At 65.9% G+C, this 13,695-nt stretch carries 12 protein-coding genes; 8 read left to right on the top strand and 4 right to left on the bottom strand.

Annotated elements, in window-relative coordinates:
• Positions 1-22: 22 nt before the first annotated feature.
• Entirely contained in the window at positions 23-1,819 is a 1,797-nt protein-coding gene (locus tag IBJ06_RS02650; RefSeq protein WP_292156964.1) for a M3 family oligoendopeptidase, read from the top strand.
• Here the strand turns inward: IBJ06_RS02650 and IBJ06_RS02655 are convergent.
• On the bottom strand, positions 1,816-2,400 hold the full coding sequence (locus IBJ06_RS02655) for a superoxide dismutase family protein (protein WP_292156965.1): 585 nt from the start codon (positions 2,398-2,400) through the stop codon (positions 1,816-1,818). The two genes, IBJ06_RS02650 and IBJ06_RS02655, sit on opposite strands and share 4 nt — an antisense overlap.
• 169 nt (positions 2,401-2,569) lie before the next feature.
• Between IBJ06_RS02655 and gyrA the strand changes: the two genes are divergently transcribed.
• Genes gyrA through IBJ06_RS02680 form a run of 5 tightly spaced genes read left to right on the top strand, consistent with a single transcriptional unit; the run spans position 2,570 to position 8,463 of the window.
• Complete coding sequence (gene gyrA, locus IBJ06_RS02660; protein WP_292157281.1) at positions 2,570-5,311, top strand: DNA gyrase subunit A; 2,742 nt, start codon at positions 2,570-2,572, stop codon at positions 5,309-5,311.
• Positions 5,312-5,316: 5 nt separating this feature from the next.
• A complete protein-coding gene (locus IBJ06_RS02665) occupies positions 5,317-6,120 on the top strand; it encodes an aminotransferase class IV (RefSeq protein ID WP_292156966.1) in 804 nt (267 codons plus the stop codon).
• Positions 6,121-6,170: 50 nt separating this feature from the next.
• Complete coding sequence (gene coaD, locus IBJ06_RS02670) at positions 6,171-6,659, top strand: pantetheine-phosphate adenylyltransferase (RefSeq protein ID WP_292156967.1); 489 nt, start codon at positions 6,171-6,173, stop codon at positions 6,657-6,659.
• Positions 6,660-6,671: 12 nt separating this feature from the next.
• The gene (locus IBJ06_RS02675; RefSeq protein ID WP_292156968.1) at positions 6,672-7,523 is read left to right on the top strand and encodes a peptidylprolyl isomerase; all 852 of its coding nucleotides are present in this window, start codon (positions 6,672-6,674) and stop codon (positions 7,521-7,523) included.
• Positions 7,524-7,545: 22 nt separating this feature from the next.
• The gene (locus tag IBJ06_RS02680) at positions 7,546-8,463 is read left to right on the top strand and encodes a peptidylprolyl isomerase (RefSeq protein ID WP_292156969.1); all 918 of its coding nucleotides are present in this window, start codon (positions 7,546-7,548) and stop codon (positions 8,461-8,463) included.
• Position 8,464: 1 nt separating this feature from the next.
• Here the strand turns inward: IBJ06_RS02680 and IBJ06_RS02685 are convergent, their stop codons facing one another.
• Positions 8,465-9,526 (bottom strand): Ppx/GppA phosphatase family protein, encoded by a 1,062-nt coding sequence (locus tag IBJ06_RS02685; protein ID WP_292156970.1) that lies wholly within the window; start codon positions 9,524-9,526, stop codon positions 8,465-8,467.
• Positions 9,527-9,669: 143 nt separating this feature from the next.
• Between IBJ06_RS02685 and hspQ the strand changes: the two genes are divergently transcribed.
• The gene (gene hspQ / locus IBJ06_RS02690) at positions 9,670-9,984 is read left to right on the top strand and encodes a heat shock protein HspQ (protein WP_292156971.1); all 315 of its coding nucleotides are present in this window, start codon (positions 9,670-9,672) and stop codon (positions 9,982-9,984) included.
• 83 nt (positions 9,985-10,067) lie between these two features.
• A complete protein-coding gene (phhA, locus tag IBJ06_RS02695) occupies positions 10,068-10,943 on the top strand; it encodes a phenylalanine 4-monooxygenase (RefSeq protein WP_292156972.1) in 876 nt (291 codons plus the stop codon).
• Here the strand turns inward: phhA and astB are convergent.
• Complete coding sequence (gene astB / locus IBJ06_RS02700; RefSeq protein ID WP_292156973.1) at positions 10,940-12,280, bottom strand: N-succinylarginine dihydrolase; 1,341 nt, start codon at positions 12,278-12,280, stop codon at positions 10,940-10,942. The two genes, phhA and astB, sit on opposite strands and share 4 nt — an antisense overlap.
• A complete protein-coding gene (astD, locus tag IBJ06_RS02705; protein WP_292156974.1) occupies positions 12,277-13,695 on the bottom strand; it encodes a succinylglutamate-semialdehyde dehydrogenase in 1,419 nt (472 codons plus the stop codon). The genes astB and astD overlap by 4 nt, the downstream gene beginning before the upstream one ends.

Raw genomic sequence — 13,695 nt, forward strand, 5'->3', positions numbered from 1 at the left:
TCGCGCCCCCATACCCAAGGGCATGAACGCTCCTTTCAAGACACCGCCCGCCGACCTGCCCCTCTGGGACCTGTCCGACCTTTATGCCGCCAAGGATGATCCGGGCCTGAAGCGGGATATGGAGGCGGCGCGGGCGGCCGTGGCCAGGATGAATGCGCTGGCCGGGACGCTGATCGCGGCCCGGAATGAAGCGGCGGTGCTGGGCGAACGGCTGGACCGGGCGATCACGCTGTATGAACAGGCCGCGGACAGGCTGGGGGCGGTCGGGGCCTATGCGTTTCTCGATGCCTCGACCCGGCGCGATGATGCGGCGGCCCAGGCGTTCGAAGCCGATGTGCGCCAGTCACTGGCCGAGATTTCGACCCCGACCGTCTGGCTGACGCTGGAGATCAACCAGCTGGAGGAGGCCGAGGTCGAGGCGGCGCTTGCGGCGTATACTCCGGCCGCGCGCTGGCGGCCCTGGCTGCGCCGGGTGCGGGCCATGAAACCGCATGAGCTGTCAGAGGAGCTGGAGACCTTCATCGCCGAGCAGATGCCGGTCTCGGCCCAGTGGCCGCGCCTGTTCGACGAGACGCTGGCGGACCTTCGGGTCAAGGCCGGGCGCGATACCCTGACGCTCAGCGAGGCACTGAATGGCTTGTCCGATCCCAAGGCGGCGCGGCGCAAGGCCGTGGCCGAGGGCCTGACCGAAGCGCTGAAGGCCGAGACGCGCACGCTGGGCCTGGTGCTGAATACGGTGGCTGCCGAAAAGGCGCTGGAGGACAGGAAGCGCGGCTTCAAACGCCCCGCCGACAGCCGCCATCTGGCCAATGAGGTGGACGGCGAGGCGGTCGACGCCATGGTCGAGGCCGTGACCGCCGCCTATTCCCGCCTGTCGCACCGCTACTATGCGGCCAAGGCGCGGGCGCTAGGGGTCAAGACGCTCAATCACTGGGACCGGAATGCCCCGCTGACCACCAAACCGCCGCGCGGCTTCGACTGGAACGAAGGGCGGTCCATCGTGCTGGACAGCTTTTCGGACCTGGGGCCCGAGTTTGCCGAGCGGGCCGCGACCTTCTTTGACCGCAACTGGATTGATGCCAGGCCCCGAGCGGGCAAACAGTCGGGCGCCTATGCCCACCCCGTGACGGCGGATCGCCACCCCTATGTCTTCCTGAACTGGATGGGCGAGCGGCGCGACGTGCTGACGCTGGCGCATGAGCTGGGGCACGGCGTGCACCAGACACTGGCGGCACAGGCCGGCAGCCTGCTGGCCGATACCCCGCTGACGCTGGCGGAGACGGCCTCCATCTTTGCCGAAGGGCTGACCTTCGACCGGCTGCTGGACACGGCGCCCGAGGCCGAACGTCAGGGTCTGCTGGCGGGCCGGATCGAGGACGGGCTCAACACGGTCGTGCGCCAGATCGCCTTCCACCGCTTCGAGACCCGTTTCCACGACGAGCGGCAGACCGGCGAGGTCGGGGCGGCGCGGATCGGGGAAATCTGGCTGGAAGAGATGGGCGCGTCCCTGGGCCCCGCCGTCACCCTGAACGACGGCTATGAGCACTGGTGGGCCTATGTCAGCCACTTCGTGCACTCGCCCTTCTATGTCTATGCCTATGCTTTCGGGGACCTGCTGGTCGCGGCCTTGATGGAGACGCGGCGCAAGGATCCGGCGGCGTTCACGCCATTGTACCGCGACCTCCTGGCAGCCGGTGGCACGCGACCCTACGATGAGGCATTGCGGCCCTTCGGGCTGAACCCGAAGGACCCCGCCTTCTGGACGATCGGTCTCGTCAGACTGGAGCGGCTGGTCGAGGCGTTCGAACAGACGCTTTAACCCGCCGCCATGATGCCGCAGGCCACGCGATCACCCGCGCCGCCGATCGGCTGTGACCTGTGATCATCCGGCATGGCGTGAATGACGAGGGCCGAACCATCCTCGTCCCACAGCCACTGGCCTGGGCCTTCGGGCGCGATCCTGGCCCGGGTGGTGAAGAGTTCGGCGCGTACGCGACCCTGCTGGTCGGCGTAGATATTGGGCAGATCGCCGTCGTCGGGGCCGCCGGGGTTCAGCAGGCCGTGGGGCCTTGTGTGGTCTGAATGATTGATGTGGCCGCCCGCCGAGGTGAAGGGGGCCTGGCATTCGCCGGTCGCATGGATGTGGATGCCGTGCCAGCCGGGTGTGAGGCCGTCGACCTCGACGCGAATGAGCAGGCCCGTGGTGCCCTGGGTCAATACGGCGCGTCCGATGGTCTGGCCCGAGGCGTTGATCAGGGTGGCCTCGCCGAAATCGCCAATGCGGGCTACGGCCTTATCGTCGCGGCTGTAGTGATTTTCGGTGATAGCCACACAGCCCGACATCAGTGCGCCAAGCCCGACCGAGGCGGCCAGGATCAGTGGAAGGCGGGATAAGGTCATGGTCTCTCTCCTCAGGGCGATTCAGGCCGGGGATATCTATGGGCTTAACTTTGCCAGCCCCGGATGCCGATGCTAGTAATCCCCAAGCCCGGAAGTTGTTCTGATTCCGGCCAGATGAAGCCAAAAATCCTTGACCGACGAATTCTCCGATCACGCTGACCCGTCCGCAATTCCCGGCTGCGGGGATGGCGGCCACATAGACAACATCACCATCGAGGACGAACTGCGCCGTTCGTACCTCGACTATGCGATGAGCGTCATCGTCAGCCGCGCCCTGCCGGACGTGCGTGACGGTCTGAAACCTGTTCACCGTCGCATCCTGTATTCGATGCACGACCTGAACATGACGCCCGAGCGCGCCTATTCGAAGTGCGCACGGGTGGTCGGTGACGTGCTGGGTCGGTTCCACCCCCACGGCGATGCCTCGGTCTATATGGCGCTGGTGCGCATGGCGCAGCCCTTCTCGATGGGGCTGATGCTGGTCGATGGTCAGGGCAATTTCGGCTCGGTGGACGGCGATATGCCGGCCTCCATGCGATATACCGAGGCCCGGATGGCACCAGCGGCCGTTGCCCTGTTGACCGACATCGACAAGGACACAGTCGATTTCCAGCCGAACTACGACGAGAAGGAACTGGAGCCCGTCGTCCTGCCGGCGCGGATTCCGAACCTGCTGGTCAACGGCGCGGGCGGCATCGCCGTCGGCATGGCGACCAACATCCCGCCTCATAATCTGGGTGAGGTCGTGGATGGGGCTGTGGCCCTGCTGGATGACCCTGACATGGGCGATGAAGCCCTGCTGGACATCGTTCCGGGCCCCGATTTCCCGACCGGTGGCGAGATCATGGGCCGCACCGCGCCGCGCAATGCGCTGCGTGAGGGGCGCGGCTCGATCATCGTGCGCGGCAAGGCCACGATCGAGGAAATCCGCAAGGATCGCGAGGCCATCATCATTACGGAACTGCCGTTCCAGGTGAACAAGCAGACCCTGATCGAGCGTATCGCCGAAATGGTGCGCGAAAAGCGTCTGGAAGGCATTTCCGACGTGCGCGACGAGTCCGACCGTCAGGGAATGCGCATCGTTATCGAGCTGAAGCGCGAGGCTTCCGGCGACGTCATCCTGAACCAGCTGTACCGCTACACGGCCCTGCAGAGTTCGTTCGGCGTGAACATGCTGGCCTTGAACCAGGGCCGGCCGGAGCAGATGGGCCTGCGCCGCATGCTGGAGGCCTTCCTCGATTTCCGCGAGGAGGTGGTGGTCCGGCGCGTCAAGTTCGAGTTGGGCAAGGCGCGCGACCGGGGCCATGTGCTGGTCGGTCTGGCCGTGGCCGTGGCCAATATCGACGAGGTGATCCATATCATCCGCTCGTCGGTTGATCCGGCCGAGGCCCGCGAGCGCTTGCAGGCCAAATCGTGGCCGGTGGGCGATATGATGGCTCTGGTCGAGCTGATTGCCGATCCGCGCACTGTGCTGGTCGAGGGTGACAAGATCCGCCTGACCGATGAGCAGGCCCGCGCCATCCTGGCCCTGACGCTCAGCCGCCTGACCGGACTGGGCCGTGACGACATCTTTGGTGAGGCCCGGGGTCTTGCCGATACCATCCAGGGGCACCTGACCATCCTGTCGGATCGCAAGCATGTGCTGGCTCTTATCCGCGAGGATCTGATCGCCGTGCGTGATCAGTTCGCCGTGCCGCGCCGAACCCTGATCGGCGAGGGCGACGCCGAGATGGAGGACGAGGACCTGATCCCGCGGGAGGACATGGTCGTCACCGTCACCCACGGTGGTTACGTCAAGCGCGTGGCCCTGAACGCCTATCGGACGCAGCACCGCGGCGGCAAGGGTCGCTCGGGCGTGGCCATGAAGGATGACGATGCCGTCGTCGGCGTGTTCTCGGCCTCGACCCATACGCCGGTGCTGTTCTTTGCGTCGAACGGCAAGGCCTACAAGCTCAAGGTATGGCGCCTGCCCCTGGGTGGGCCGACCTCGCGCGGCAAGGCGTTCGTCAATCTGCTGCCGATCGATCCGGGCGACAGCATCATGAATGTGCTGCCCCTGCCCGAGAACGAGTCCGAGTGGGACAATTACGACATCATGTTCGCCACCCGGTCGGGCGACGTGCGCCGCAACAAGCTGTCGGACTTCGCCACCGTGAACCGGGCCGGCAAGATCGCCATGGAGCTTGAGGAAGGCGACCACATGGTCGGTGTCAGCCTGTGCCGGGCGGATGACGACATAATGCTGACCACGGCCATGGGCCGTGCCATCCGGTTCAAGGCCGATGACGTCCGCGTCTTCAAGGGCCGCAAGTCGACCGGGGTCCGTGGCGTACGGCTGCAGCCGACGGACGAGGTCATCTCCATGGCTGTGCTGGCCCGGGTCGACGCCACGCCCGAGGAGCGCGCGGCCTATGTCAAACACGCCAATGCCATGCGCCGCGCTGCGGGTGAGGGCGAGGACGAAACCCCGCTCGAGACGGAGGATGACGCCGTCGCCGAGGCCCCGATCTCGCCCGAACGTATCGCCGAACTGGGCGCGGCCGAACAGTTCATCCTGACCATCACCGAGACCGGCTTCGGCAAGCGATCGTCTGCCTATGAGTACCGGCGGACGGCCCGGGGCGGGCAGGGGCTGACAGCCCATGGTCTGGGCGGACGCGCGGGCAACCGCCTGGCAGCGTCATTCCCGGTCGAGGAGACGGACGATCTGCTGCTGGTGACCTCGGGTGGACAGATGATCCGGACGCCGGTCAGCCAGATCCGCGTGGTCGGTCGTTCCAGCCAGGGCGTGACGGTCTTCCGCACGGCGGAGGGCGAAAAGGTCGTGTCCGTTGAACGTCTCGCCGAAACGCCCGGCGACGACGAGATGCCGGGCGGTGATGTCGTCGTTGGTGAGCCCGACGGGAGCTGACGATCTTGGCGGTCGGCGACCTCTGGATCGACGGAGCACCGGCGACGGTTGAGGATCTGACGCATCAGGCCCTGGTCAACTATGGCGCCTATACATCGTTTGCAGTGTCCTCGGGGGCCGTACGGGGGCTGGATCGGCATCTGGCGCGCCTGAGCCATGCAGGCCACACGATGTTCGGCGCGGCCGTGCCTGAGGCCGAGGTGCAGGGACGGGTTCGGCAGGCGCTTGGCGAGCGGTCCGATGCCTTTGTGCGGGTCAGTCTGTTCTCACGGGATATCAGCCCGCGGGCCCCGACCCACGAGGGCCGGCCAAGCGTGATGGTCAGCGTCTTTCCGCCCGTGGCCCCCCTCGGCGAGGCACCGTTGAGGCTGCAGCCATTGACCTATAGCCGGGAGACGCCAGACCTGAAGCATGTGGCGACGATGGGACTGATCCGGGCGCGCAGACAGGCCCGTCTGTCCGGGTTCGATGATGCCCTGTTTGTGGACCCCGAGGGGCGCATTTCCGAAGGCAGCCTCTGGAATATCGGCTTCGTCAGGGGGGGGACGGTGGTCTGGCCCAAGGCACCCATGCTGGAAGGTGTCGCCCAGGCCCTGATCAGGGCGCATCTTGAGGATGTCGGCCTGAAACAGGAAACCCGGGTGGTAAGGCTCGATGATCTGGCGGGCTTTGAGGGCGCTTTCATCACCAACAGCGCGACACCGGCCTGTGGTGTTGCGGCCATCGGGGACTACGCATTTTCCGTCAACGCCCAGGCCATCGCCAAGGTCGCCGACGCGTGGTCTCGGGCCCGGCCTCAGCCGCTCTAGGAGCCGGGCGCGACCGATGCTAAGCCCGGAAGACTGAGGGAGGCCGACACATGCGCATCGGGCTGTATCCGGGAACCTTCGATCCCGTCACCAATGGCCATATGGACATCATCGGCCGCGCCGTGAAGCTGGTTGATCGTCTCGTGATCGGCGTCGCCAGGAACGACGACAAGGGCCCCCTGTTCACAACCGCAGAGCGGGTCGAGATGCTGAAGGCCGAGGTTGCGACCCTTAACGCGGACATTGTGGTTCAGCCCTTTGATACGCTGTTGATGCATTTCGCGGAATCACTGGATGCCAATGTCATCGTGCGCGGTTTGCGCGCGGTCGCCGACTTTGAGTACGAGTTCCAGATGACGGCCATGAACCAGCGTCTGAACAGTGACATCGAGACCGTGTTTCTGATGGCGGATCCCCGGCACCAGGCGATCGCCTCGCGGCTGGTCAAGGAGATCGCCCGACTGGACGGGAAGATCGAAAGTTTTGTCAGCCCGGCTGTCGCGGAACGTGTCCGGGCCCGGGTCAAGGGTAGAGACTGACAGGTGATGATTATGCTGATGAGATCCGGTCGCGCATTGCTTCTGTCCGCTCTGCTGCTGGGCGTGGCTCCGCTGCCCGTACAGGCGCAAGAGGCGTCCAGTTGGCGCACCGTCCCGTCGGAACGCCTTTTGGTGATCGAGACCAGCAAGGGCCGGGTCCTGGTGGAACTGTTTCCGGATGTCGCACCGGCCCATGTCGAACGGGTGGCCACCTTGGCGGATCAGGGCTTTTATGATGGCCATACGTTCCACCGGGTGATTGAAGGCTTCATGGCCCAGACGGGTGATCCCATGGGGACAGGCGGCGGCGGCAGTCATCTGGCCAACGTCCCGGCCGAACTGAATTTCCGTCGGGGTCGCGATGCCGGCTTTGTGCTGGTCGAGGGCAGTGGCCCCGGCCTGCGAGGCGTCATGCGAGGTCTGTCGATCACGACCCAGCCGGACAGCCAGATGATGGTGACTGCGGATTTCAAGGTGGGTGCACAGGGGCTGTTTTGTCCCGGTGTCGTCGGCATGGCCCGTGCGGGCAGCCTGGACAGTGCCAACAGCCAGTTCTTTCTGATGACGGGGCGGGAGGATGAGCTGAACGGCCTTTACACGCCCTTCGGTCGGATCGTGGATGGGCTGGACGTCGTCAAGACTCTCAAGGCCGGGCCCCAGAGCGACAACGGCCGGGTCGGCGAAAACCCGGACACCCTTGTGCGTGTGCGAACGGCGGCGTCGCTGCCCGAGGCGGAACGTCCAACGGTGCAGGTTCTGAATGATGGAAGTCCCGAGGCGGCGCAGCTTATTGCCGAGGCCCGCACCGCACGGGGCGCGAACTTCAACATCTGCGACATTCAGTTGCCGTCGCGGGTACAGTAAGCGATCGAGGGGAGGGGAGCGCATGTGCCCTGCAAACGCGATGAAGGTTCTGTCGGGCATGATGGTGCTGGCGCTGGCCACGCCAGCCGCAGGACAGGAGGCAGCCCCTCCGGCCCAACCCGTTGAGGTGCCGCAGGCTACGGTGGCGCAACCTCCCTCCCAGGACTGGCGTCTGGTCGCCCCGGAGAACCTGCTGATCATTGACACGACCAGGGGACGCATCCTGGTCGAGCTGGCCCCGGCCATCGCACCCCTGCACGTTGAGCGAATTCGTCTGCTGTCCGGGATCGGATTCTATGACGGCCTGGCCTGGCATCGAGTGATCGACTGGTTCATGGCCCAGACGGGTGATCCTCTGGGCACGGGCGAGGGCCAGAGCGCCTATCCCGACCTGCCGGGTGAGTTCACCTTCCGCCGGGGCCCGGACATGGACTTCGCGCCCGTAGCGGCGCCGATGGGGGCCCTGCTGGGCTTTGTCGGATCGCTTCCGGTCCAGACCCAGCCCGCCGAGCTGATGTCCCGCACCAGTGACGGCAAGGTGCATGGCTGGGCGGTGTATTGTCCCGGCGTGGCCGGCATGGCGCGAGACGAGAACCCCGATACCGCCAATAGCCAGTTCTTCCTGATGCGCCAGGCCTATCCGTCCCTGGACAAGCGCTACACCGTCTGGGGCCGGGTAATCGCGGGCCTGGATGTCGTGCGCGCGCTCAAGACCGGAGAGGAGCCCAGTGGCATGGTGCCGGGAGAGCCGGATCGCATGCTCCGCGTCCGCGTCGCCTCTGACCTTCCGGTCGAGAGCCGACCGGCGGCCCGGGTGCTGGACGCGGGTTCGCCGATTTTCGCCACCACCATCGCGAGCGTCCGCCTTCACCGGGGTGCCGACTTTTCGATCTGCGATCTGGAATTGCCGGTGCAGGTCAGCGACCCGGCCTTCCGCTGATCTAGCGACGGCCCCGGGAGCGACGTCGGCGCCGCCTGTTCGAGCGCATCCGTTCCAGCAAGAGGCCCTCGCGCAGGCCCCGGTCGGCGACGCGGACGCGCTCGCACGGCCAGGCGCGCTGGACCGCTTCAAGGATCGCGGCACCCGCCATGACCAGATCGGCCCGATCGGGACCGATGCAGGGGTTGCGGGCTCGCCCCTCGGGCCCCAGGTCGAGCAGTAGTCGGGCTGCCGTTTCGCAGTCGTTTCGTGTCATCCACAGCCCGTCGACGCGGTCGCGCTGATAGCGGGGCAGTTTGAGATGGATGCCCGCCAGACTGGTGATCGCGCCCGAGGTGCCAACCAGGTGGGCACGCCCTTCATCGAACAGCGCCTTGACCGCCCCATTGACCGGGGCGGCTTCGATGGCCCGGGACATGTGGGCCACCATGGATTCGTACCAGACCAGGGGGTCGACGGGCGTCTCCGGGTGCCCTTCAGCCAGGGTGACCACGCCGACCGGTGCCGACATCCAGCCGACCGTCTCAAAACCCCGTTCGGTACTCATCAACCAGGACAGTTCGGTCGATCCGCCACCGACATCCACCACCAGAACCGCCTGTGACCGGCTATCCAGCAGATTGCGGCATCCCTCGACGGAAAGGCGGGCTTCCTCATCGGGGGTAATGATGCGCAGCTTCAGCCCGGTACCCACACGGACCCGCTCGATGAATTCAGGTCCGTTCTCGGCCGCGCGACAGGCCTGGGTGGCGACGGCCGCAATCCGCTCCGAAGGAAGGTTCTTCTTGGCGACCCGCTCGGCGCAGATGGCCAGGGCCTCATAGGCACGGTCCATGGCGTCATCCGTCAGGCGTCCGGTGCGACTGACGCCTTCGCCCAGCCTGACAATGCGACTGAATGAATCGACCACCCTGAAGCCGTCACGCGTGGGGCGCGCGATCAGAAGGCGACAATTGTTGGTCCCCAGATCAAGGGCGCCATAGAGTTGCGGCGCAGTGGCCGCATCGCCAGGGCGGGGGGACCTTCCGTCGCGCTCCGCGGGCGCGCCGTCGATCTCCGGCATGGCCGAACTTTCAAAGGGGGAGCCAAAGTGGTCCCCGTCTCCGACAGACTAACCAGATGGGATCGTCCGCGCCAAGCCAGTCTGTCATGAAAATGAACAGAAGCGTCGGAGGAGGCTCAGAACCGCCCTGCCAGACTGTGCCCATGATGAAGACCAAAGCCGCCAAATTCGGACTGGGTCAGAGCGTTCGCCAGAGGGATGACGCTTTCAACGGCATCGTCGTGGATGTTGATGCGAGCTATGATGGGCCGATCGATGAGACCGGGGCCGTGTCCACCGATCAGCCCTTCTACAAGGTGCTCGTGCTGGAAGAGTCGTCGGGGATCCTGGTCTATGCGGCTGAGCAAAGCCTTACGGTCGGTCCCGAGCCGGGGGATGCAGCCCTTCCTCACCTGGAGCGTTGGTTCACCCATGACGATCAGGGGCGCCTGCAGCCCCGGTTTGTCCAGTTGCATTGAGGGTGACTGACGCCGGTCGTATGGCCCTTGGTGTCACGAGCGCCTAGGATGCCCGTCCGTTCAGCCGATGCGAAGGGGACCCCATGTCCGATTTCGAACATGTCTTTGAAGCGCCGCCCGAGGGAGCTGCCGAAGACTGGACCATTCCGCAGAACTGGTCAGCCTATACCCCTGTCGAGCACGATACCTGGAACACCCTGTATGCACGGCAGATGAAAATCCTGCCCGGGCGTGCCAGCCAAGCCTTTCTGAATGGGCTGAAGGCGCTGGACCTGAACACAGGCGGAATTCCTGACTTCGAGGCGATGAATCCCCGGCTTCAGGCCCTGACCGGCTGGACGGTGGTGTGTGTGCCGGGTCTGGTGCCGGACGATGTGTTCTTTGATCATCTGGCCAACCGGCGCTTCCCGTCCGGCCAGTTCATCCGCAGACCCGATCAGCTGGATTATCTTCAGGAGCCCGACATCTTCCATGATGTGTTCGGCCATGTGCCCATGCTGACCGATCCCGACTTCGCCGCCTATATGGAGGCTTACGGCAAGGGAGGGCAGCGGGCGGCCAGGCGGGGCATGCTGACCCATCTGGCCCGGCTGTACTGGTATACGGTCGAGTTCGGCCTGATGAAGGAAGGCGATGACCTGCGCATCTATGGCGCGGGGATTGTGTCCTCCTCGACCGAGAGCGTGTTCGCTCTTGAAGACCCGTCGCCGAACCGGCTGGGCTTTGATCTGGAGCGGGTGATGCGCACCCTCTATCGCATTGACGATTTCCAGCAGGTCTATTTCGTCATCGATAGTCTGGAAGCCCTGAAGGACGAGACCTTGAAGGACTTCGGCCCGATCTATGACCGCCTCGAGGGCCAGGACGACATCGCCATCGACGCCATCCTGCCGAGCGACACGGTCTTTACCCGCGGCACCCAGGCCTATGCGGCGAAGGGTGGCCGGTTCGCCGCCTAGGCGCGCTGGAACGGATAGAAGTCGCTGCCCAGCGCGAGGATGCCGGTCAGCTCATCCAGCGCCCCCCGGGACTCCTTCAGCAGCTCCGGATCGGCGAGGTCTTCCGGACTCAGCGTCTCACGATACCATCGGTGGGCCCAGTCGCCGAGACGGGCATACAGATCATCCGTCAGACGCATGTAGGGGTTGGTGGCCGCCAGTTCGGCCTCGGTCAGCACGACGCGCAGGCGCAGGCAGGCGGGCCCGCCTCCGTTCATCATCGACTGGCGCACATCGACGTAGCGCACCTGATCGATCGGACCGTTGGAGGCGGCGATCCGTTCGGCGACCGCATGGCTGCGGGGATTGTCCCGGGTCTCGGTCGGGCAGATCAGCATCAGCCGGTCCTCGCCGGGCACCTGGATCAGCATGGAGTTGAACAGATAGCTGCTGATGGCGTCGGCGAGCGGCAGGTCGGCGGCGGAGACCTCGACAAAGATCGGCTCGAACCGGCCCCCGGCAGCCCTGCGGATCGTATCCAGCGTCACGGCTGTGTCCTCAAACGCCAGCTCGTGGAAGAACAGGGTGTTGAGTGCTCCCACGCAGACCACGTCGTTGTGAAACGTCCCCCCTGCGATCGCCGCCCGGCCCTGACGCGGGAAGACTGCGCCGCTTGCACCGTGACGGCGGACGATGGCCTGTGAGGCCTCATGCGTCTGGCGCGCGGGGTAGGGGCCGTCCCAGCCCTCCCAGGCTTCTCGCCCCCAGACCAGCAGATTGACGCCCGGAGCTCCGTGCTCGGCACACAGGCGGACGTGGTTCGCCGCACCTTCGTCGGCGAGATGGCTGACGCCGGGCAAGGCGTCATGCACGGCAAAGCGCGAGCGGTCAGGGAACAGGGCGTCCAGCGACCGCTTCGTCTGCGGGTGCTCCAACGAGCGGTGCAGGTTGGTCACCAGATTGGCGGGGGTGAAATGCACCCGCCCATCGCCGGAGTCGGCGCTGGGCGTCACGGTTGCGGCATTGGCGGCCCACATGGATGAGGCCGAGCAGGCGGCGGCGGCAAAGGTGGGTGCATCTGCCCAGGCCCGCTTGAGTATCTGTGCGTCCGATCCGGTAAAACCGAGACCTCGGAGGAAGGCGATATCGGGCCGCTCCTGCGGGGGCAGCACGAACTGCGGCAGGCCGAGGTCGGCCAGCACCTTCATCTTGTCCAGGCCCTGCCGTACGGCGGCGCGCGGGTTGGAGGGTTTGCCCGCATGCAGGCTCGACGCCAGATTGCCCGGCGACAGGCCGGCATAGGAGTGGGTAGGGCCGATCAGCCCGTCGGCGTTGGCTTCAACAGCAGTTGAGGTCACGACCTCAAGCCTTTGATCTCGTTTTCGATGTTCTTAACGCTATCGGACTCAAAGCTGGCGACCGGGTAGGCGCAATAGTCGGCGGCATAGTATGCCGACGGGCGGTGATTGCCGCTCTGGCCCAGGCCTCCGAATGGCATATCGCCGGCTGCGCCGGTGGTCGGCCGGTTGCAATTCACCACGCCCGCGCGGATGCGGTGGATAAAGCGCTCCCAGTTCGCCGGGTTATCCGAGACCAGCCCGGCGGAGAGGCCGTACTTCGTGGCATTGGCCTCGCGGATGGCGCTGTCGAAATCGGGCACGCGGCGGACCTGCAGGAAGGGGGCGAAGATCTCTTCGTCCGGCACCTCGACGCCGGTCGTGTCAATGATTGACGGCTTAACGAAGGCGGGCGACAGGCCGTCGACGGGGCCCGAGGCACGGATCACCCGGGCACCGGCATCAATGCGCTGCTGCAGGGCGTGGAGGGCGGCGCTGGCCGCCCGGCTCGAGATCAGCGGTCCGCCATACGGCTCGGGGTCGCTGTTCCACGGCGCGAAGACGATCCGGTCGGCCAGGGCCACGACGGCCTCGACGATGGCGTCGCCTTGCGGTCCCTCCGGCAGGATCAGGCGACGGGCGCACGAGCACCTCTGGCCGGTGGTGATGAAGGCGGACTGGAGGATGATCCCGGCCGCCGCCTCGGCATCGGCGGCATCCCACACGACCAGCGGATTATTACCCCCCAGCTCCAGCGCCAGGATCACATGCGGGTTGTCGGCGAAGTATCGCTTGAAATAGGCCCCGGCGGCACCCGATCCGGTGAACATCAGGGCGTCGATATCCTGATCCAGCAGGGCCGCGCCGACGTCACGCCCGCCCTGGACCAGATTGACGACCCCGTCAGGCAGGTCTGCCTCCTCGAGGCACTCGACCATCAGCTGGCCGGTCATCGGCGTCTCTTCCGATGGCTTGAACACGACCGTGTCGCCGGCCAGCAGGGCCGGCACGATATGGCCGTTGGGCAGATGGCCGGGGAAGTTGAAGGGCCCCAGCACGGCTGCCACGCCATGCGGGCGGTGGCGGAGGGTGGCGCGGCCGAAGCCGGTGTCGGAGGTGCGCTCGCCGGTACGCTCGTCATAGGCCCGGATCGAGATATCGACCTTGCCCTGCATGGCCGTGGCCTCGGTGCGGGTTTCCCACAGCGGCTTGCCGGTCTCCCGGCTGATGACTTCGGCGATTTCGGGCGCGCGCGCCTTCAGCACCGCCTGATAGCGTTTGACGGCGTCGATGCGGTCCTGACGAGGACGGTCGGCCCAGTCGGGAAAGGCGGCGCGGGCGCGGGTCGCAGCCTGCTCCACCTCGCTGCCGGTCGAGGCCGGGCCCTCCCACACTGTGTCGCCCGTGGCAGGATCGATGGAGGCAAAGGTGGTCAT

This window comes from Brevundimonas sp. (genome assembly GCF_016742135.1).
Taxonomy (GTDB): Bacteria; Pseudomonadota; Alphaproteobacteria; order Caulobacterales; family Caulobacteraceae; genus Brevundimonas.